Source organism: Pseudomonas sp. S2_H10 (assembly GCF_054668285.1).
In genome coordinates, this window is sequence record NZ_CP162754.1 from 1,763,489 (window position 1) to 1,786,005 (window position 22,517).

Sequence of the window (22,517 nt, forward strand, 5' to 3'; positions counted from 1 at the left end):
GGCAGGAGAGAAACGGCAAATCCGCGGCGCTCTGACGGCGTCGGTCTGGGGATGATTTTTCGTTCCGGGACCATGATTAGTCAATTTTCTATTAGTTATTCGAAGTATTACGCCAACTTATAATCAACGCAGCCGCAGCCGAGTGCGACGTGCACCAGACGCTCGGTTCCAGCAATTGAATGGAATGAGAAAGGGAGGGCATCCATTGCCCTCCCCTCTGCTGTGCACGCTCCCTGCGACAGGACTTGCCAGGACCTCAAGAGGCCAGAATGAAGTCCGAGGCAGTGACGGTTGTTGCGTCGGCCACACCGACCAGGGTGATGGAATCAGCGCCGAAGTTGAGCAACGTATCCGCACCGAGATCGACGACGTTGACACTGCTGTTGAACGTCGCTGCCGTGATGTTCAGACCGGCGATATTGAGCAGGTCCTGGCCTCCCGCCGCATCGGTATCAAAGCCGATGATCCGATCGTTGCCGAAGGCCGCTGCGAACACGAAGACATCGTCGCCAGTGCTGGCAAACATCGTGTCGTTGCCGGCACCACCCGTCATGGCGTCGTTGCCGGCACCACCATCGAGGATGTCGTTGCCTGCACCGCCCAGCAAGGTGTCGCCGCCGCTAGCGCCGTTGAGAGTGTCATTACCCACCCCGCCGGTGATGACGTTGTTCGACGCGTTGCCGGTACCGACGAAGTTGCCGACGCCGGTGAAGATCATATGCTCGACGTTGGCACCCAGGGTGTAGCTGTTGAGTGTCGTCTGCACGGAGTCCTCACCTTCACCTGCCACCTCGGTCACCAGATCCCCGGTTGAATTGACGTTGAAGGTGTCGCCGCCGACGCCACCGACCATCCGGTCATTGCCCGCACCGCCAATGAGGAAGTCGTTGCCGGCTCCTCCGAGCAAGGTGTCGTTGCCGTCAGCGCCGCTGAGGGTGTCATTACCCGCCCCGCCGGTCATGACGTTGTTCGACGCGTTGCCGTTGCCGGTGAAGTTGCCGACGCCGGTGAAGATCAAGTGCTCGACGTTGGCACCCAGGGTGTAGCTGTTGAGTGTCGTCTGTACGGAGTCCGCACCCTCACCCGCCACCTCGGTCACCAGGTCCCCGGTCGAGTCGACGCGGAAGGTGTCGTTGCCGACGCCACCGACCATCCGGTCATTGCCCGCACCACCATTGAGGAAGTCGTTGCCGGTTCCACCGAGCAAGGTGTCGTTGCCGTCAGCGCCGCTGAGGGTGTCATTACCCACCCCGCCGGTGATGATGTTGTTCAACGCGTTGCCGTTGCCGGTGAAGTTGCCGGTTCCGGTGAAGATCATGTGCTCGACGTTGGCACCCAATGTGTAGCTATTGAGTGTCGTCTGTACGGAATCCGCACCTTCACCTGCCACCTCGGTCACCAGGTCCCCGCTCGAATCGACGCGGAAGGTGTCGTTGCCGGCGCCACCGACCATCCGGTCATTGCCCGCACCGCCATTGAGGAAGTCGTTGCCGGCGGCACCTATCAGTGTGTCGTTGCCGTCAGCGCCGTTGAGGGTGTCATTACCCACCCCGCCGGTGATGACGTTGTTCAACGCGTTACCGTTGCCGGTGAAGTTGCCGGTTCCGATGAAGATCATGTGCTCGACATTGGCGCCCAGTGTGTAGCTGCCCAGCGTGGTCTGTACGGAATCCGCACCCTCGCCGGCCAACTCGGTCACCACGTCCCCGACTGAATCGACGCGGTAGGTATCGTTGCCGGTTCCGCCCAGCATCTGGTCATTACCCGTACCGCCAATGAGGAAGTCGTTGCCCGCGTCACCATGGAGGATGTCGTTACCGCCCAAGCCGCTCAGGATGTCGTTGCCAGCACCTGCGCTGGCCACGTCGTCCCCTGCCGTGCCGGTCCATACATCGACACCGGCGGTACCGACAAACACATCACTGACCACGAACGTTGCGGCAGAGATGACTCGCTCAAGTGTGCCGAGGTCATCGGTGTACGTCGCGACGACACGCAGTTGCTGACCGACCTGCGCCTGGCCGGGCGTGAAGGTCGTGCCCGTCGCGCCGGCGATGTCGGTGAAGATCGCACCGCTGCCCATTTGCCACTGATGGGCAATCACCGAGGTCGTGGTTCCGTTGGCGTCGGTGAACGCATCCGTGGCGGTCAGGCCCGAGTCTTTCGCGGGGGTCGTATCGCTGATCAGTATCGTTCCAATCGGCAGGACATTGACGGTGCCGGTGCCGGCCGCCGTGATCGGTGCGGTCGGCGCCGAGAACACCTCTTCCAGCACACCATTGGCGTCCTTGTAGACCGCCCTGACGCGCAGGGCCAGCCCGGCTGCCACGACGAGTTCCGGGATTGCCGGTACGGCGCCAATGAGGGTCGCCGGTGGTGCGATCCTGAGTTCAGAGCCCACCGTGACGGTCGTGCCTTCCGCGCGCGCGACCTCGCCGGCGGCAAAGAAGGTGATGTCTTCGAAGACACCCGAGCCCGGGCGCGCTTCGAACTGCCAGAAGTAACTGATGGGGCCGGTGATCGCGCCGCCGGTCGCCGTGTTGTCGGCATCCGTGATGTCTGCGGCCGATACCGTCAGCACCTGGCCGGTGGCGGGTGTGGGATCGTCGATCCGCGGCGAACCGACTGGCCCGGAGTTCAAACCGCCAAGCACGATCGACTGGTCAGAGAACTGCACACGCTCGATATGGCTGAGGGTGTCGGTGCCGTCCCTGCCAGCGACACTGTCGGTGACCGTAACGGTACCGTTGGCATTTTCGACCACGGTGTAATCCACCCGATTGCCGGAGAACAGCGCCGTGTCGAAGGCGGGACCGGTCGCCGTGAGGATTTCGCGCACGATCTGGAGCTGGCCGGGGTTGTAGGTGCCGTTCATCATGAGCGGCACCAGCGGCGTCATGCTGTCGAAGGTCGCGATTTCCGGCCCGCTGCCATCGATGTTCTGCCGCACGCTGATGCGCACGTTGAGCCACTTGTCGCCGTCGATGAGGTCATCGCCGCCACGGCCTTCGATGAAATCGCTGCCGGCGCCACCCAGGATGATGTTGCCGCCGTCGAACTTATCGTCGGCGGTGCCGGCGATACCATCCGCGCCGTTGCCCGCGCTACCGACCAAGTCCCGCAGTCCGCTGATGAGGTCGAAGTTGGTGAGCACGCTGCCCTTGGCGCCAGCGATGGCGAGCAAGTCGGCAGTGGAGTCATCGCCGCTGAGGAAATCGGCGTGGGCCGACCCCGACAGCCCTTCCACCAAGTCCAGCCGGGCCAGGATCGACGCGTTGGAACCAGGCACCGCCGGCTGATCGAAGAAGCGCAGCCTGGAGTTGAGGCCCATGGTCACGCCGGCAGGATCATCCTTGTAGTCCGCCCAGTCGTAACCGGAGAACCCGATGAAACGGTCCGCCTCGCTGGGGCTGCCGATCATGATGTCATCACCGCCCTCCCCGTCGAAGTTGTCCGGCCCGCCATCGCCCATGAAGACGTCGTTGCCATTGATCGGGTCGTTGCCGAACGGGTCGAAGTTGTCGCCGGCAACACCATCGGCGGATCCACCCTGGATCCAGTCGTCGCCCTCACCGCCGCGCGCGAATTCGTTCGCCTTGCTGCCGAGGATGAAGTCGTTGCCCAGGCCGCCGCTGGTGTCGGCCGCGTCCTCGCCGGTGATGATGAAGTCCTGGCCGGCCTGGCCGAGGATCAGGTTGAGGCCGTTGCCGCCCTGGATGACGTCGTTGCCGTCCTCGCCGTGGATGACGTCGTCGCCGCCCATGTCCGTGATGATGTCGTCTCCGGTACCACCAAAGAGTTGGTCGTTGCCGTAGCCGCCATCGATCCGATCGTTACCGGCATCGCCATAGACCGTGTCGTCGTCCGAGTCGCCGGCAATGAGAATGTCATTGCCGGGCGTGCCGCCCAGCACGACCGTGTCGGCGCCGGTGTAGTGCAGGTAGTTGGTATCCGGGCCCGTTGTGTTGGGGTTGTCGCGGATCACCAGCGGCGTGAGGAAGTCAGTGCGCGGTGAGCCAATCGGGTGGTCCGACGGACCAAAGGGATCGGCATTCGCCGGCAGATCGTCGGCGGTGCCGACAATGCCGTCGGGACCGGCAATCACACTCGGGTTGTACTGGTGCGCCTGATTGACCTCCAGGGTGTAGGCCGGTGTCAGGAAAACCCTGGCCGAAAGGTGTGTTGCGTCGGTATTGGCCATCACCAGATTGGCAAACGTGTTGTTCTCCAATTCAGCGCCAAAGTCCATCGAGGCGGTGCGTTCCAGATAGTAGAAGCGGTCACCGTCCTGGAGTTTCTCCATCTGGTTCTCGAAGACGAAGTTGAAGGTCGAGCCGAGCATGCCGCCAAAGGGCATCTTCTCCTCGGCCAGCCCGCCAACCCAGAAGTCGACGGCATCCAGGCCGGTGATGGTCACATCGTCTGCCGTGTGCAACACGCCGTCCGCACCAGCGTTGCTGGCCCAGGCACCCGTGCTGTTGAGGAAGTCGACGCGGTCGGCCGGCGCGGTCGCGCCGCCTAACACCAGGTCCGCAGCCGCGGCGCGCTTGTCCGCCAGCGTGGTGGCGCCGGTGATGGTCGAGTGCGTGCCGTAGGCGGCGATGAAGTTGATCAACGATTCCGGGTGCTTTATGTGCTGCACGAAATCGGCCCAGCTCGTGTAGGGCTTGAGCTCTGCGTCGCCGGTGGGCCCATAGAACTCCCGCCGCGCCGCGTTCAGGGACGGAACGCCGGTATCGCGGCCGCGCGCCAGGTTGATGGCCGGCAGGTCGAGCGGCAGGCCGAGCAGGTTGTTGCGCAGGGCTTCGGTGACAAACTCATCGATCTCGTTGCCCACCTGGCGGGTCACGCCGCGCACGATGGCACCGGCCGCCTCTTCCGGGGTGGCGCCGCTGCCCGCGAACTCGAGCGGATTGAGGAAGGCCTGGATCAGCCCGATATCGCTCGAGGCGAAGTTCGGATCCAGCCGGTCGACCTGCTCCAGCAGCATCGAGTGCCCGAAGCGATACACGGTGTGCGCGAACTCGGCAACGATGCTCGGATCGATCGCGGTGTCGTACACCTGGCCCGGGGCGAAGAAGGGATCGACCATCGGCTGGATGGTCCGCGCGAACTCCTCGAACACCAGGTGCTGGTACTGCATCTCGGTGCCGAACTTCGCCGTCTGGAACAGGCGCTCGCCATTCCAGTCCAGAGTCGAGGTGTCGGCGGGAACGGCAGTGACGGGCGTCAGCAGCCACTCGTTGAGGAACGACACATCGCCGCTTGCCGCTGTCGCCAGGACCACCTCCTTGGTGTGATCGACCAGGCGGTTGTGCTCATGGTGGAAGATCGAATGGACGGTGGTCAGGCCGATGTTCTCGTTGACCCGACCGTCGCCGGCAATGTAGTGCGCGTCCAGCAGTTCGTTGTCGTAGAAGCCCGGCGCAGGCGTACCGCCAATGACATTGTCCGCATCGGGCAGGAGCGCTGCGCCGGTCTGGTCGTCCACCGGAACGGCGGTGTGCGCAATGTCGTTGAGGAAGGCATGGCCAGTGCGCGCGGCGTTGACCAGGCTGATGGGCGCCGCCGGATTACCTTCGACGAGCACATCGTCGGCCGTGCCGGCTATGCCGTCCGGGCCCAACATCACCACCTGTGGAAAACCGTTCGGACCCTTGATGAAATTGCCGTAGGCGTCGGTCGCCAGCAATGGCACGTTGTTGAAATCGGCATCCGTGAGATTGATCCCGAGCAGATCATGGGCTTGCGCCTTGACCACCTTCCAGGTGGCCATGCCGCCGATCTCGACGTCGTCGGCAGAGCCGAACACGCCATCGGCGCCCAGATCACGATTTTCGATCAACTTGCCGGTGGCCACCGGATCGCCCGCTGCGTTGAGTTCATAGGCGCGCAGGAACACCTGGTGCGAAGGATGCGAGCTGTAGGTCTGGTTCTGGTCGACAAACGGCGAAGTGGTGTTGGTGTTCTCGTGGATGTCATCGGGGGTGCCCAGAACGCCATCGGGGCCGGGTTGATTGGTGGCGCGCGTCAGCACCATGAAGTTGGTCGGACTACCCGGCACGAACAACGGGTCATCGGGCTGCAACGGAATGAACACGGTGCCCGAGCCGCCCTTGGTGACGAGGTCCAGGCCATGGTCGAAAAACTGCCCGAAGAAGGTCATCCATTGGTTGAAGGGCGCGGTCAGGCCCGCGTCGGGGCTCACGTTCGGATCGAAGAAGGTCTCGAACGTCGTGCCGTCGGTGCGAGTTCCGGTCACCACCTGGGCACCGGCCTTGAGCACATCGTCAGCGGTGCCGAGGACGCCATCCAGTCCGGGATCGAAGGTGGCCGCAACCGCCGCCGGGTTGTTCGCAGTCTGGTCGACGATCAGGTTACTGATGGTGCGCGGCGCCGAGTCGATCACCAGGCCGCTGGTCTGGGTGTAGCTCGTGCCGGCATCGGCCGGGCGGAAGTCCGGCGTGGTCAGGCGCGGGAATACGTTATCGGCGGCACCGAACTCGGGATGGAGCAGGTTGTTTTCCGTCCCTTCGACCGTGCGCAAACCGTACGGCACTCGTATGTTCGGCAGCAGCGAGTTCAGGTTCTCACCTGCCGCGTGATGTTCCGCAATCTTGATCTGGTCAAGGATGAACGCCAGGTCGGATTGCGTGTAACGCACACCGTTGCTGGGGGCCGTGGTTTGCGGATCGATCAGCGAAGGTGCCGCTGCTGGGGCCGGCGCCCCGGCCACTACGGCCGTGGTCGGTGCCGAGAATACCTGCTCGGTCACGCCATGATCGTCCGCATAGATGCCTTTGACACGCACTGCCAGGCCGGCAAGATCCGCCGTCACCGTGAGCGTGGGAGCGTCTGCTCTTGTAAATCCGATACCGATGCGGCCTGGGCCGAGGATGATGTCCTCGAAGACGCCCGAGCCCGGTGTCGCTTCAAACTGCCATATGTAACTGATGGAGTTGTGGATCGCCCCGCCTGCGTTGTCGCCATCGGTGAGGCCGGCCGCCGACACGGTCAGTATCTGGCCAACGGTCGGTGCGGTGTTATCCACCGTCAGCGCGCCCACCGGCTCGGCGTTGAGCCCGGGCACGAGGACCATGGACTGATCGGAGAACTGCAGCCGCTCGATGTGGGTGAGACGGTCGGTTTCTTCCTTGCCGACATTGTCGGTCACGGTGACGATATCGTCGGCAAAATTGAGCGCAGTGCCGTTATCGTTGACGGCGACTGTGTAGTTCGCCATCGGGCCCAGGAAGTTGACGGTGTCGAAGCCGCCCGCGCCCGACAGGATCTCACGCACGGCGACGAGCTGGCCGGGATTGTAGGTGCCGTTGAGCATGAGCGGGATCATTGGCGTCATGCTGTCGAAGGTGGCGATTTCCGGCCCGGTGCCATCGATGTTCTGACGCACGCTGATGCGCACGTTGAGCCACTTGTCGCCGTCTATGAGGTCGCTGCCGCCACGACCTTCGATGATGTCGCTGCCATCGCCGCCGAGGATGATGTTGCCCGCGCCGAACTGATCGTCGGCCGTGCCCCCGATACCGTCGGCACCGAATCCGGCGCTGCCGACGAAGGCCCGCAGGCCGCTGACGAGATCGAAGTTGGTGAGGACGCTGCCCCTGGCCGTGATGTTGGCGATGATGGCCGCGTTTTGTTCATCGCCGCGCAGGAAGTCGGAGAAGGCCGACCCCGACAGGCCCTCCACTTCCGCGAACCTGTCATAGACCGCATCGGGCGATTGCGCCACTGCGCCCACGATATTGCCCGCCGCATCGGGCACCGCGTGATAGGGGCTGAAGAACGGGACGACCATGTCGACGGTCACGCCGTACTTGTCATTCTTGTAGGTGGTCCAGTCGAACCCGGACATGCCGTCCATCTTGTCCTGGGCATCGCTGGCGACGAAGGTGTCGTCGCCGCCCTCACCGATCATTTCATCGAATCCGCCGGTGCCGATGAAGATGTCGTTGCCGGGTACATCGTCGGACAAGGTCGGGCTCATGTTATCGCCGGGCGCACCGTCCTGGGTGCCGCCCTCGATCCAGTCGTCGCCTTCGTTGCCGGTCGGCGCGAGATTGACCTTGGCGCCGAGGATGAAATCGTCGCCCGCGCCGGCGAAGGTCATGGTGATGTCTTCGGTGGTGATGATGAAGTCTTTGCCAGCGCCGCCGAAGACCAGGTTGTTGAGGCCGAGGGTCGAGTTGCCGGCCTGGATGACGTCGTTGCCGTCCTCGCCGCGCAGGGTGTCGCTGCCGCCGATGTCGGTGATGATGTCGTCGCCGGCACCGCCAAAGACGTTGTCGTTGCCGTAGCCGCCGTCGAGGCGGTCGTTGCCGGCGTCGCCATAGACGGTGTCGTCGTCCGAGTCGCCGGCAATGAGGATGTCGTTGCCGGCCGTGCCGCCAAGCACGACCGTATCGCCGCCGGTGTAGTGCAGGTAGTTGGTATCCGGACCCACTGTATCGGGGTTGTCGCGGATCACCAGCGGCGTGAAATGATCAATCCGTGGTGAGCCAATCGGGTGGTCCGACGGGCCAAAGGGGTCGGCGTTGGCGGGCAGATCGTCGACCGTGCCGACGATACCGTCGGGGCCGGCCACCACACTCGGGTTGAACTGATGTGTCGGGTCGACCTCCAGGATGAAGGCTGGCGTCTGGAAGATGTTAGCCGGCAGGTGCGTTGCGTCGCTGTTGAGCATCACCAGATTGGCGAACGAATTGTTCTCAAGCTCAGTGCCGAAGTTGAGTCCCGCAGTACGCGCCAGATAGTAGAATCGGTCGCCGTTCTGCAGATTTTCCAATTGGGTTTCGAAGACGAAGTTGAAGCTCGAACCCAGCAGGCCGCCAAAGGGCATCTTCTCCTCGGCCAGCCCGCCGATCCAGAAATCGATGGAGTCAAGGCCGGTGGTGGTCACATCATCTGCTGTGTGCAGAATACCGTCCGCGCCGGCATTGCTGCCCCAGGCACCAGTACTGTTCAGGAAGTCCAGGCGATCAGCTGGCGCCGTGGCACCGCCGAGCACGAGGTCCGCGGCCGCGGCACGCTTGTCCGCCAGCGTCGTAGCACCAGTGATGGTTGAATGTGTGCCGTAGGCGGCGATGAAGTTGATCAGCGATTCCGGGTGCTTCATGTGCTGCACGAAATCAGCCCAACTCGTGTAGGGGGTCAACTGGCTGTCGCCGGTCATGTGGTAGAACTCGCGCCGCGCCTCGTTCAGCGACGGGATGCCGACTTCGCGGCCGCGCGCCAGGTTGAGCGCGGCCAGGTCGAGCGGCAGGCCGACCAGGTTGTTGCGCAGAGCGTCAGTGACGAACTCGTCGATCTCGTTGCCGACTTGCCGCGTGATGCCGCGCACGATGGCGCCAGCCGCCTCCTCAGGAGTGGGGCCGCTCGCAGCAAACTCCAGCGGGTTGAGGAAGGCGGCGATCAGGCCGGTCTGTTGATTGCCCGGGTCAGCCGGATTGCCGTCGCCGACGACGTTGAAGTTGGGGTCGAAACGATCGACTGTCTCCAGCAGCATCGAATGGCCGAAGCGAAACACCGTGTGCGCGAACTCGGCGACGATCGCCGGATTGACGGTGGTGTCATTGCCCATAGGCGCCAGGAAGACGTCCACTTGCGGCTGGATGGTGCGCGCGAACTCCTCGAACACCAGGTGCTGGTATTGCATCTCGGTGCCGAACTTGGCGGCCTGGAACAACCGTTCGCCGTTCCAGTGCAGGCCCGCGATGTCGGCGGGCGTCACCGGTAACGCCGCCAGTTGGGCGTCGGGCATCAGCCACTTGTTCAGGAAATCGAGGTCGGCGGAGGCCAGTACCGTCTCCTTGGTCTGGTCAATCAGGCGGTTGTGCTCGCTGTGGAAGATGGAGTGCACCGTGGTCAAGCCGATGTTCTCGTTGACCCGGCCATCGCCAGCAATGTAGTGCTTGTCCAGCAACTCGTTGTCGTAGGTGCCGGGGGCTTGCGGGCCACCAATGACGGTGTCGGCGTCAGCCGTCAGGCCGCCGGTCGGATCGGCGCTGTGGGCGATGTCGATGAGGAACTGGTGACCGGTGCGCACGGCGTTCGTCAGGCTGATTGGCGCGGCCCGATTACCCTCGACGAGCACGTCATCGGCCGTGCCGGCTATGCCGTCCACGCCCTTCATCACGACTTGCGGGAGGCCGTTGGGGCCCTTGATGAAGTTGCCGTATTCATCGGTCGCCAGCAGCGGTACATCGAACACATCCGCATCGGTCAGGTTGATGCCGAGCAGATCACGGGCCTGGGCCTTGACGACTGCCCAGGTGGCCATGCCGCCGATTTCAACGTCATCGGCGGTGCCAAAATGCCCATCGACGCCCAGGTCACGATTGGTGATCAGCTTGCCGGTGGCGACCGGGTCGCCGGCGGCATTGAGCTCATAGGCGCGCAGGAAAACCTGATGCGAGGGATGCGAGCTGTAGGTCTGGTTCTGGTCGACGAACGGCGAGGTAGTGTTGCTCTGCTCATGGATGTCATCGGCGGTGCCGAGGATGCCGTCGGGGCCGGGCAGATTGGTGGCGCGCGTCAGCACCATGAAGTTGGTCGGGCTGCCCGGCACGAAAAGCGGATCGTCGGGCTGCAACGGAATGAAGACTGTGCCGCTACCGCCCTTGGTGACGAGGTCCAGGCCATGGTCGAAGAACTGGCCAAAGAACGTCATCCACTGGTTGAACGGCACGGTCAGGGCCGCGTCCGGCGTGATATTGGGGATCTGGAACACGGAGACATCGTCGGCGGTGCCGAACAGGCCGTCCAGGCCGGGACTGGTGACGAGCTGTGAATCCGGATTGGCCGCTGCGGCCGCGACTGCCGCCGGATTGTTGGCCGTCTGGTCCACGATCAGGTTGCTGATGGTGCGCGGCTGCGAATCGAAGACAAAACCGCTGGTTTGCAGATAGGAGGTCGGCGTGGTTCCGCCAGGATCGGTGGGACCGAAGAAGCCGACCGGCTGAACCTGCGCGGTATTGAACACCGGCGTCGTCATGCGCGGAAAGAAATTGTCGGCGGCACCGAACTGGGGATTGGCCAGGTTGTTGTCGATGCCGGAGACGGTGCGCAGGCCGAAGGGTACTTCTACGTTCTGCAGCAAGTCAGCCAGACTCGCGCCTGATGCATGCCGTTCCGCGATGAAAATTTGTTCGAGAATGAATTCGAGATCGGACTTGATGAAGCTGGCCATGGCTGTTTCCTCGATGCTTAACCAATCAGGAAACCACGCGCATAAAACCCGGCTGCAAACGCGTGGTTTAGTGCTGAACCCCATAGATGAAAATCGAAAGTTGAACGACGGGACCTGGTACTACGGGCGCACCGAACCCTTGCCAAATTGCGTGCAATCAGCAGTGCTCGACTGAGGATCAATTCCCCATGACAACCGTATCTACAGGCAGGTATTGCGCCTCAGGGAGGCGACGGCCCATGAGCGCGGATTGAATAGAAGGTGCAACTGTCATTGGCCGGAACAGGCTCGCGAAGCTCACCATGGTCCGGGACTTCCTGAAGGGTGATGGCACGGTTCTGCGTCCATGCGGCTTCATCAACAAGCCTTTTGTCCATGAGAAAGCTGGCATCGACTACGAGTTGACTAGTATGTATTGGAGAGGGATTCCACACGTTCGGTGAAGCAGTCAGGAAATCATTGAAACCCACGCTATTGGTCATAACCCCCGGCTGTTGTTGCCGGAAGTAGCGATTATCCAGACTGTTTGAGAATCTTTTTAAAACACTCATCACGCCTCCCACCTTCAACTTCAAACGCCAGCTTTACACTCCATTGAAAATGAGTATTGAGGGGCTACCCGGATGTGTACAGAGACGAAAGCCCAGTCAAATTCCGAGACCTTGGTCAACGAATCGGATCAGACCTTGGTCGAATCAGACACTGACCAAAAGTCCAGTGGCGCGGTGTCAGGGAGACAGGGCACCGGTGCGAAATTGCGCCATTTAAGCCGCTCAATCCAGTTCGTAATCTGCGCCACAATCATTCTGGGTTTGACCATGACGTTCGTTGGCAACCTTGTAAGCCAGAGCATCGAAGATGCAACTGTTCAAACGGCGGCAGAGACGGGCGCGCGTTATATGCAGAACTTTCTCGAACCTTTCGTCCAGGGATTAACCACTGCCAAAGAACTCCCCGATGAAACTATCCAGACCATTGATCGCCTGCTGTCCAGCACCTCGCTCAGTACACATGTTGTCTCGGTGAAGATCTGGTTTCCAGACGGCACGATTGTCTACAGCACTGACAAATCCACGGTCCGGAAAACCTTTCCGACAGAGGAAATCTCACAGGCGTTGGCGGGCAAGATCCATACAGAGCTGGACAATGATCTTGAAGGTTATACGGTGGATGATATTGAGGATGCCTTTGAGCGAAGCCTGAATATTCCGCTCTATGAAATTTTTGCTCCACTGCGCGAAGCGGGGACTGGAAAGATTATTGCGGTTGGCGAGTTCTACGAAACCGCGGAAGCATTACAGCGCGAGATCAATAACGTTCGCAAGAAAGTATGGGTAATTGTTGGCACTGCAACAACGGCGATGATTTTGCTGTTGTTTTTTATTGTTCGGCGTGACGACAAGATAATAAAACAGCATGAAGCAGCACTTAAATGGCGAATGAATGAGCAAGCCAGGTTGCACTCAAACAATGCTGCCCTTCAGCGCAAAGTCACTAAGGCCAATCGCGAATTCTCCAGAATCAATGAACTCACCCTGCGTCGGATCGGGGCAGATCTTCATGATGGTCCTGCCCAGCTGTTGTCTCTCATTCTCCTTCGCCTTGAAGAGCTCGGAGATTCGCAAGGCGTCGCCGATGTAGAAGCCCTCGAAATGATCAAACGTGCCGGTGAGGATGCTTTGAACGAAGTCCGGGAAATATCACTCGGCCTGGCACTTCCGGAAGTCAATGACCTGACCCTGCACGATGCACTGGTATTGCTTGCCGAGCGGCACGAAGAGCGAACCGAGACGCGCGTGGATCTGGCGCTTGATACTCTTCCGGACGACGTACCGATCGCGCTTAAAATTGGTATTTACCGCTTCGCCCAGGAAGCGTTGAACAATGCCTATATTCACGCAGGAGGCATAGGCCAAAAACTCAGCGCCTCTCATACCGAAGGGCTGCTGGAAGTACAAGTCGAGGATGCGGGAGTGGGCATTTCAAGCGAGAAACCAAGTGTGCCAGGTCGGGGTAAAACTCATCTGGGCCTTGTCGGCATGCGCTATCGCGTCGAATCCCTCGGAGGAGTATTCATCATTGAATCGGCACCCCAAGCCGGAACCAAAGCCAGGGCGCAGTTCAAAATCTGATGCCCTGGACACGAATGATCGTTGTGCTCAAGTCCTCGCAAGCGCATATGGCTCGTTATTCAGCTTCCGTTGTCATTCAAATCGCGGCGTTGAAGAGCACCGCACAGGCTGGATACATGGTCACCCTCCCAATGCCGTAGCACTGCTGCGACCGCCTGCGTGCGGTTACGAACGTGTAGCTTGTACATGACATTCGTCATGTAGTGCTTGATGGTCTTCTCGCAGAGCTCAAGCTTGATAGCAACCTCGCGGTTGGTCAGGCCCTTCGATACTTCCCGGATAACCTGTTCTTCACGATGGGTCAGCTCGAACTTTTGCTTGTCCCCCGTGTGCTTTCTGATATTGCTTAACAGCTTGCTGGCCAGTTTGGTTGTGATGAAGGTTTCACCCCCGGCAACATTTCTGATGGCCTGTACAAGCTCAAGACCGCTTATGCCTTTCAACGCATATCCCTGCGCGCCCGCTTCGAGGGCGGAATAGGCGTCCTCGATGGACTCGGATACCGTCAGCATCAAAATTTTAACGGCCGGCGAAGAGGCCGAAATCGCTCGCACGGCAGCAAAGCTGTCGCCCGGCATATTGACATCCATCAGCAACACATTCGGAGCAAAACGAGCGGCAATGTCCAAGGCATCATCGGCGGACCCGCCCTGCTCGACCACCTCAAAATCCGCTATTTTCTTCAGCGCCATTGTGACCCCATCCCTTAACAGCGGGTGATCGTCAACAATGCCAATCTTGATTATGGAACTCATAAGAAGCTCCTCATGAGAGGCGATGTAGCTGCATGGTGGCGTCGCGCGCGTTTCATTTTTCACCCCTCGCGTCATGCCGAATCCGGCAGCGCCATCGTCTCCATGATGCCCGCGAGGACAGTTATTGGGGCTCCAGAGGGAATGCAACAAATGAGCCATTACCTCAGGGAGAAGATAAAGCCCAGATGAATGAACACAATGTTTCTTAATGTTTCAAACGAGAGAAAGGATGAGGGGGGGATTTTCCTCAAACCTGGTGGTAACCGCCCGGTGGAGTGGGTGTAATGCCCCATTTATGGAGGCAGTAGCGGCCCTGTGATGACGGGACGGCATCGAAGGCTGTGCCGGACGGCCCGTTGCAGGCCGTCGCTTCCACAACGCTTCGATCAGGGTTTACGCGCAATGATCACCTGGCTCTTGGCGACCACCGCATCCAGCGCCTGCTTGATCTGTGCGCCCCGTGGCGAGGCCAGGATCGCTTGCCAGGTGTCCGCCCAATGGTTGAGCAATGGATGGTCAGGGTTGCTGAAATCGACCTTGGCTTCCCAGAACAACAGCATCCACATCGACCAGTAGAATCCGTACTGGCTGTGGCTGATCACTTCCAGGCCGGCATCGCTGACCATGGCCTTGAACTGCTCTTCGCTGATGATGCGGATGTGGTTGGGTTTCTGGAAATACACAGGCGCGGCGATATCTTTTTGCAGATCTTCCGAGCTTGGATGCGGGACGCTCAGCAGGTACAGCGCGCCCGGTTTACCGACGCGCACCAGTTCAGCGAGGAACTGCGCCGGATCATCCACGTGCTCGATGACCTCGGTCGACACCACCCGCGTGGCGGTCGCGTCGGCAATCGGCAGCGGGTTGCAGTCGGTGACGTGGCATTCGACGTCACGGGCCGGTGTATCGCCCAGGCGCTGGCGGGTCGCTTCGACCTTGGCCGCGTCGATATCGGCGATGATGATCTTCGCCCCGCGCATTCCGCAGAAATGCACGTTGCCACCGTCGCCGCAGCCGACATCGAGCAAGGTGTCCTCAGGCGTCACCTGGAAACCGGTGAACAGCTCGCCGGTCTGCTGATTGAACCAGCCGCTGAGCATCGCGTCGTGCAGGCCGAGCATGTAGGGGTCGACCTTTTCCACCAAGGCTGGCGCAGGCGGTGTCTCTGGCTGCACAGGCGCGGGCGAGCCCGCCGTGAGTTTCTTCAAAAGGCTCAGCATGAGGTGGCTCCAGAGGATGAGACGGCTGTTCGGGAGGTGCCCAGGCGCTTGACCAGCGAGGCGCCGCGGTTGCGCATGGGCATTTCGATGTAGCGATAGTTAAGTTCGCTCAGCAGCACGATCAGGCCGCCAGCCATCAGCAACATCAGAATCGGATGGCCAGCCGGACTGGGCAGCCCGGCAGCCTGTAATCGGAAAATGAATTCACGGACCAGCAAGTAGGCCGGGATATGGATCAGGTAGATCCCGTAGGAACGGCTGCCGACCCACGTCATCAGGTTCTTGAACAGGCCGCGCGGCAACAGGTAATCGCGGTTGTAGGACGCGATCCAGACCAGCACCGCGCACAGCAGCGCAATCACGCCGATCCGGTAGGAAGTGAAGGTGAAACGATCCGTCGCCATGAAACCGAGCAGCAGCGACAACGCGATCAGCGCGGTAACACCCGCCCATGGACGACGCAGGAATGTTGGCTCCCAACGCAGGTACGAAGGCTGCACGCTCCACATCGCCAACAGCACGCCAAGGGCCAGCGCGTCGGTACGCACCACCATCAGGATCGGCGTGCGCAAGGTGAACAGTTGCACCGCTACCAACGCCAGCAACGCCCACACCAGATGCTTGCGAAACAGCACGATCATCAGCGGAAACAGCAGGTAGAACTGCTCTTCGAGCGACAGGCTCCAGTAGACGAAACTGGTGCCGTACTCGTAGCGATAAAAACTGTCGGCAAAACGGAAGTTGGCGTACTGCGCGATGCCGGCCAGGGTCGCCTGAATGTTCGCGTGCAGCGTGCCGAAGGCGCCGGAGCGGTTGAGAAACAGACACGCCAGCAACATCAGCGCCAACCACAACCAGGCCGACGGCAGCAATCGAAAGGCCCGGCGCAACCAGAAATTGCGCGTCTGTTGCCAATACTCCCGGCGCGTTGTGCAGCGACGCAAGGCCGGGATCAGGCTGCGGGCAATGACGAAGCCCGAGATCGCGAAAAACAGATCCACGCCCCACCACGGCTGGCTGTACAAGGTGATGACCTGGAACAGCGGCACAGCCGCCGCGAACAGGCTGTCCTGCAGGTGATGAAACAGCACGCCAAGCACGGCAATGCCACGCAGCAACTCGATGTCCATGATCCGTTTTTCGTTGCTCATGCGCCCTCCCGGACATGAGGTTTGCGCGCAATGATCACCTGGCTCTTGGGCATGAACCGGTCGAGCATCTGCTTGATCGCCAGGCCGTCGGGCTGGGCGAGCAGGTCCTGCCAGGTTTTCGCCCAGCTCTCCATCAGCGGCGGATACGGTGCCTGGATCCGGTCACGCACCGCACCGCCCAGGTCACGCCCGACGGCCCGCTCGCTGGCCCAGAAAAAGATCATGCCCATGACCCAGAAAAAACCGCTGGCCTGACGGTGTTCAATCACCAGACCGGCGTCCTCGACCAGGGCGGCGAAGCGTTCGGCGGAAAAAATCTGCACGTGGTTGGGCGATTGGAAGTAGCTGGCCGGGGCGATGCCTTTCTGCAAATGCTCGCCCACCGGCGACGGTACGCTCAGCAGGTACTGCGCGCCGGGGCGGCCCATGCGCACCAGTTCGGCCATGAAAGGCTCTGGCTGATCGATGTGTTCGAGCACTTCCATGCACACGACTTTGCTCGCGCAGCCGTCGGCCAGGGGTAGCGGCAAACTGTTGCTGACCAGCCCCAGGTTCGGTTTGTCCGATTGCGCGGCCACTTGCCGGGCAAGATCGCGGACCTTGTCGTGCTCGCTGTCGGTGAAGATCACCGAAGCACCCTGGCGGACCGCGAACAAGGTCGCCACGCCTTCGCCGCAACCGACATCCAGCAAGGTGTCGTCGGCGGTGATGGCAAAGCCCTTGAGCAATTCGCCGCTGTCACCGAGAAACCAGCCGTCGAGCAGGGCATCGTACAAACCGATGTCCCTGGGCGAGACCCGGGGTTCGGGCGCGGTGACCACCACCGGTGCAGGCCGCAACTTCGCAAGCAGGCGCCGAATCATGTGCCCGACGCTTGTGCTGGGCTTGCTTCACGCCGTTCCAGCAACTGCTCGAACACCGCCTTCAGGCGTTGCTCGGCGACGGCCTGGCTGCAGAATCCTCGGAGGCTGCGCACGGAATGGGCCGACATCCGTTGATAGCGCTCGACGTCGTGCCTGGCGACGTCATGGCTGGCGGAAAAAGCCGTGCACAGCGAGTCCCAGTCGGTGACGTAACGCAGGGTGCGATACGCTGCGCGAGGATCGTGGGGCCAGGAGGTCAGTTCGTCGGTGCCTTCGACGATGAACGCGTTGTCACGGTCGATGTAGTCGATCATGGCAGTGTTCAGCGGCGCGATCGCCGGCTTGCCGCAGGACATGAACTCCATCAACGGCAGGCACTGCCCTTCGCCGTAGGAACAATTGACGACGTAACTGGTGGCCTCGACCAGGCGTTCGTAGTCGATGTCGGCCAGATAGCCGTGGATCAGCACGATGCGGCACTGGTACGACTGGTTCTTGTAGACGTGGTGCAGCATGTCGTTCAGTGCGTTGGCGATGTCATGGTGCGTGAGCTTGAGCACCAGGGTCGCGTCGGGCGTGTCGCGAAAGGCGGTGCAGAACGCACTGATCATGTCCTTCCAGTTCTTGCGTCCGTCGTAGGGATTGAACACCGAGGTGTAGACCACGCCCTCGAGCAGCAACTCACAGTCGCGTGGCGGTTGGTCGAAGGCAATCGGCGTGCCCTCGCGCAAGCGTTCCGGGCCATAGGGGCGCAGGTCCGCCGTGCGACTGTCGATCAACAGCCCGCGCAGGTTCAGGCGCGTGGGGCCCACGACCGGGCGTTTTTCCAGCAGCTCGCCACGGGCGGCAAAACGGTCCCAGACCGGCGCCGGGATCGCACTGATCGGGTAATCGGCGCCCATCACATCGCGCACGGCATCCACGGTAAAACTGGAGTGGGTGATCGCCGTCCCGCTGGTGCCCAACACCATCCGCCAGTCATGCCGCGGTTCGCCCTGCCAGGTCTCGGTGGGAATGGTGCTGAATTCCCAGGCGAACACCGGGATCGTCGGGCATGCGTAATGGACCGGCGTGCGATGCGGCGGGGAGAAGGACAGGAACACGCAGTCTTCGCCCCGGCTTTGGCAATCGAAATACAAGCGGTCGACCAGTTCGTCCGGGTTGCTGACTTCGATCACCTGCCCCAGCCGTTCGAGCACCGGGCGGAATTCCTTGAGGACGAAGTAGTAGCTGTACTCGGGGCGCCCAAGGTTCTGCCGGATGTTGCTCTTGTTGGTTTCCGAATGAATGATGATCAGCACGATGCAGCCCCCGTTTCGGCAACCACCGGTACGGCGTCACGCACGGCGTCCTGTTTGAAGAACAACGCCAGCCGCTGCTGCACCGGCGCGAAGCTGCAATACGCCTGCATGCGTTCGCTGGCCGCATCCGCCATGACCTGCCAGGCATCCGGCCGGTTCTTTGCCATGGCGTAGCTGTTCTCGTAAGCGCTTTTCAACGAGCCCCAATCCGGACGGTGGCGCAAGGTGCGATAGAGAATGCGCGCGTCTTCCGGCCAGATCGTCGGCTCCTGGCTGGACTTGACCACGAACGCCACGCGCTCGTCGATGTAGTCGCGCATCGCCGTATGGTTCGGCGCGATCACGGGCCGCGCGCAGGACATGAATTCCATCAGCGGCAGGCACAGGCCTTCGCAGCGAGAAGCGTTGACGTAGTAACTCGCCGCGCCATAGAGGCGGGCGAACTGCTCGTCCTGCAGATAACCGTGCATGACCACCACGCGACAGGCGAAGGGCGAGAGCTGGGACAGCAAGGTCATGAGCTCGACGTAATAGGTCGACAGGTCGTTCTGGGTCATCTTCAACACCAGCGTGGCGTCTTGCACATCACGCAGCGCCCAGCAGAAGGCCGTGATCAGGTGGTGCCAGTTCTTGCGCCCGTCATCGGGGTTGAACACGCTGACATAGATGACCCCGTCGACCGTGATTTCGACCGTTTCGCTGGTGTCGGGGAAAGCCGCTTGCGGATGTTCATCCTGCACGGGGGCTGCGCTGATTGCAGGTTCCTCGGCAACGGGCGCTTCGCAGACTGGTGGCTCGACCGGCAGCGCTGGCCGCGTCCGAAGCCTGGCCAGCCATGGGCGAACGGCATCCGGCACCAGGTCGCGAGCGGCTTCGCGGTACCACATCACCAGGTAATGCCTGGTGATGAAGAGGCGTCGACGCAGGGTCAGCGGCGGCGCGGGTTGAGGTGCCGGTTCGGGCTCCGGTTCCGGTACCGGCTCAACGATTTCCACTGGCGGTTGCTCGATGATCGGTGCGATCAAACCATCGGCGGACAACCCCATTGTGCGGCTGTCCAGGATGCAACCCTTGATCTGCAGCGTGGCACCGGCGTTCACCGGCGTGCCGGGATACTGCTGGCGAATGTCGGCGAAGCGCTCCCACAAAGGCGTCGGCAGCACCAGCACCGGAAAGTCGTCGCCCAGGGTGCGGCGGATGGCTTCGGCGGTATGGGTGGACAAGGTGATCACCCGTCCCAGGCGTGCCAGTGTGCGGCTCCAGTCCTGTCGCGGATCGTTGTCCCAGTGCTCGGCGGGAATGGTGTCGAACTCCCAGGCGACCACGCACACCATCGGGCATTGCAGGTCGGTGGGGGTCTTGTGCGGTGGCGCGAACGAAATGAACAGGCAGTCCTGGCCGGCCTGCTGCAACTGCCGGTACAGCGGATCGACCTCGGCGGCCGATGACACCACATGCACCGGTCCGAGGCTTTCGAACAATGGTCGATAGGCCTTGAGCACGAAGTAGTAACTGTACTCGGGACGGCCGAGACTCTGGCTGATGGAGCTGTCGTTGACGTCGGAATAAAGAATGAAATTCATGGCATCCCACGGTGACGCCGCCATCCCGGCAGCCTCACGCTATGACGGGGAGGATACGGTTCGAGCCAGTGTTGACTGACGCTCGTCCATCGTCTTCCTGCCCGTCTACGTTCTTGTTTTAGTGGTCAGTTTCTCGCAGTTTCGAAGCGACGCTGCCGAACCCCGGGTAATCGTGACGAGGGGCATTCTAACCACATCCGTTGAGGATTCGTGAACCGCCCGGCGAGAATAAATCGGGCTACTCTGACGAGAACTGACCAGTCACGGTTGGACCTGTTGAAATTGCCGAGCAAATGGCACAGATTGGCTACCAAACAACTACAACAAACATTTCACCTGTCTTTCGAACCACCCTGTTGGTTCGTTGATTTTTCCGTAAAGCCTGTGGGAATTGGGTGAAATACATGACCGGGGGGTCGCTGTTGAAAAAACGTCTGTTTGTCACGGGTCTGACCGGATTCGTAGGACAACACATCCAATCGCGTTTGCAGGCCGAGACTTCGCAATGGGAGCTGCTGCCTGTTCCCGACCGCTACGATCTTGCCGCTCCGGACAGCCTCGAAGGCCTGTGGCCGGAAATGCCCGATGCAGTGATCCACCTGGCCGGCCAGACGTTCGTCCCGCAGGCGTTTCGTGATCCGGCGGGCACCCTGAACATCAACCTGCTGGGCACCCTGAACCTGCTGCAAGCCCTCAAGGCACGCGGCTTCAGCGGCACGTTTGTGTACGTCAGCTCCGGCGATGTCTATGGCCAGGTCGCGCAAGAGCATCTGCCCATCACTGAATTGCAACCACCCTGCCCGCGCAATCCCTATGCCGTGAGCAAACTGTCGGCAGAGTTCCTGAGTTTGCAGTGGGGCCTGAGCGAAGGCTGGCCGGTACTGGTCGCCCGCCCGTTCAACCATATCGGCAGCGGGCAGAAAGACAGCTTCGTCATCGCCGGCGCCGCGCGTCAGATCTGCCGGATCAAACAAGGCTTGCAGGCACCACGACTGGAGGTCGGGGACGTCGACGTCACGCGCGATTTCCTCGATGTCGGTGACGTGGTCTCGGCCTACCTGGCCTTGCTGGACAAAGGCACGCCGGGGCAGGTCTACAACATCTGCTCGGGGCGCGAACAGAGCATTCGCAGCTTGATCGAACAACTGGCAGATCTTGCCCAGGTCGACCTGCAACTGGTCCAGGACCCTGCGCGCCTTCGCCGCGCGGATCAGCGTCGGGTGTGCGGCAGCCCTGACAGGCTGGCCAGAACCACCGGATGGAAGTCTGAAATCACAACACAACAATCCCTGCGGGCGATCCTGTCCGACTGGGAGACGCGAGTACGACAAGTATGACTAAAAGTGCATTGATCACAGGCATCACCGGCCAGGATGGCGCGTATCTGGCCAAACTGCTGCTCGACAAGGGTTACAAGGTCCACGGCCTGGTCGCGCGTCGCAGCAGCGACTCGCGCTGGCGCTTGCGCGAGATGGGCGTCGAGGCGGACATCGTCTACCTCGATGGCGACATGGCCGATGCCTGTTCCGTGCAGCGCGCGGTGATCAAGTCGGCGCCGGACGAGGTCTACAACCTCGCCGCGCAAAGCTTTGTCGCGGCCTCCTGGGATCAACCGGTGACCACCGGCATCGTCGACGGCCTGGGCGTTACCCACCTGCTCGAAGCGATCCGTCAGTTCAGTCCGCACACGCGTTTCTATCAGGCATCCACCAGCGAAATGTTCGGCCTGATCCAGGCCGAGCAGCAGGACGAGAACACGCCGTTCTATCCGCGCAGCCCTTATGGCGTGGCCAAGCTGTATGGCCACTGGATCACCGTGAACTACCGCGAAAGCTTCAACCTGCACGCCAGCAGCGGAATTCTGTTCAACCATGAATCACCGTTGCGCGGCATCGAGTTCGTGACGCGCAAAGTCACCGACGCCGCCGCGCGCATCAAGCAGGGCAAGCAGCAGGAACTGCGCCTGGGCAACATCGACGCCAAGCGCGACTGGGGTTTTGCCGGGGACTACGTCGAAGCCATGTGGCTGATGCTGCAACAGGACAAACCCGATGACTTCGTGGTCGCCACCGGCGTGACCACCACCGTGCGCGAGATGTGCCGGATCGCCTTCGATCACGTGGGCCTGAACTACCGCGACTTCGTGAAGATTGACCCGGCGTTCTTCCGCCCGGCCGAAGTCGAAGTGCTGCTCGGCAACCCGGCCAAGGCCCAGCGTGTGCTGGGCTGGAAACCAAAAACCGACCTGGACACCTTGATCCGCATGATGATGGATGCGGACATGAAACGCGTCGCCAAGGAGTAGG

At 61.3% G+C, this 22,517-nt stretch carries 11 protein-coding genes; 3 read left to right on the top strand and 8 right to left on the bottom strand.

Features of this window, described 5'->3' with window-relative positions; translation table 11 throughout:
- Positions 1-256 precede the first annotated feature (256 nt).
- Positions 257-11,206 (bottom strand): peroxidase family protein, encoded by a 10,950-nt coding sequence (locus AB4O16_RS07695; protein ID WP_460157449.1) that lies wholly within the window; start codon positions 11,204-11,206, stop codon positions 257-259.
- 221 nt (positions 11,207-11,427) lie between these two features.
- On the bottom strand, positions 11,428-11,757 hold the full coding sequence (locus AB4O16_RS07700) for a hypothetical protein (RefSeq protein WP_460157450.1): 330 nt from the start codon (positions 11,755-11,757) through the stop codon (positions 11,428-11,430).
- A gap of 72 nt (positions 11,758-11,829) precedes the next feature.
- On the opposite strand from AB4O16_RS07700, the gene AB4O16_RS07705 reads away from it, so the two are divergent.
- Positions 11,830-13,338: a sensor histidine kinase gene (locus AB4O16_RS07705; protein WP_460157451.1), complete on the top strand. Its 1,509-nt coding sequence runs from the start codon at positions 11,830-11,832 to the stop codon at positions 13,336-13,338.
- A gap of 59 nt (positions 13,339-13,397) precedes the next feature.
- Here AB4O16_RS07705 and AB4O16_RS07710 read toward each other — a convergent pair whose 3' ends face one another.
- The 6 genes from AB4O16_RS07710 to AB4O16_RS07735 all read right to left on the bottom strand — a co-directional run bounded on the left by AB4O16_RS07710 (position 13,398) and on the right by AB4O16_RS07735 (position 20,211).
- On the bottom strand, positions 13,398-14,093 hold the full coding sequence (locus AB4O16_RS07710) for a response regulator (RefSeq protein WP_160385435.1): 696 nt from the start codon (positions 14,091-14,093) through the stop codon (positions 13,398-13,400).
- A 386-nt stretch (positions 14,094-14,479) separates the two neighbouring features.
- A complete protein-coding gene (locus AB4O16_RS07715) occupies positions 14,480-15,313 on the bottom strand; it encodes a class I SAM-dependent methyltransferase (RefSeq protein WP_460157452.1) in 834 nt (277 codons plus the stop codon).
- A complete protein-coding gene (locus AB4O16_RS07720; protein WP_460157453.1) occupies positions 15,307-16,464 on the bottom strand; it encodes an acyltransferase family protein in 1,158 nt (385 codons plus the stop codon). Before AB4O16_RS07720 ends, AB4O16_RS07715 begins: the two co-directional genes overlap by 7 nt.
- Positions 16,461-17,327, bottom strand: a complete 867-nt coding sequence (locus AB4O16_RS07725; RefSeq protein WP_460157454.1) for a class I SAM-dependent methyltransferase — start codon at positions 17,325-17,327, stop codon at positions 16,461-16,463. Before AB4O16_RS07725 ends, AB4O16_RS07720 begins: the two co-directional genes overlap by 4 nt.
- Positions 17,324-18,628 (bottom strand): glycosyltransferase, encoded by a 1,305-nt coding sequence (locus tag AB4O16_RS07730; RefSeq protein ID WP_460157455.1) that lies wholly within the window; start codon positions 18,626-18,628, stop codon positions 17,324-17,326. Before AB4O16_RS07730 ends, AB4O16_RS07725 begins: the two co-directional genes overlap by 4 nt.
- Complete coding sequence (locus AB4O16_RS07735; RefSeq protein ID WP_460157456.1) at positions 18,622-20,211, bottom strand: glycosyltransferase; 1,590 nt, start codon at positions 20,209-20,211, stop codon at positions 18,622-18,624. Before AB4O16_RS07735 ends, AB4O16_RS07730 begins: the two co-directional genes overlap by 7 nt.
- A 422-nt stretch (positions 20,212-20,633) precedes the next feature.
- On the opposite strand from AB4O16_RS07735, the gene AB4O16_RS07740 reads away from it, so the two are divergent.
- Positions 20,634-21,548, top strand: coding sequence for a GDP-mannose 4,6-dehydratase (locus tag AB4O16_RS07740; protein WP_460158041.1), 915 nt, complete (start codon positions 20,634-20,636; stop codon positions 21,546-21,548).
- The gene (gmd, locus tag AB4O16_RS07745) at positions 21,545-22,516 is read left to right on the top strand and encodes a GDP-mannose 4,6-dehydratase (RefSeq protein WP_056722724.1); all 972 of its coding nucleotides are present in this window, start codon (positions 21,545-21,547) and stop codon (positions 22,514-22,516) included. The genes AB4O16_RS07740 and gmd overlap by 4 nt, the downstream gene beginning before the upstream one ends.
- Position 22,517: the final 1 nt, after the last annotated feature.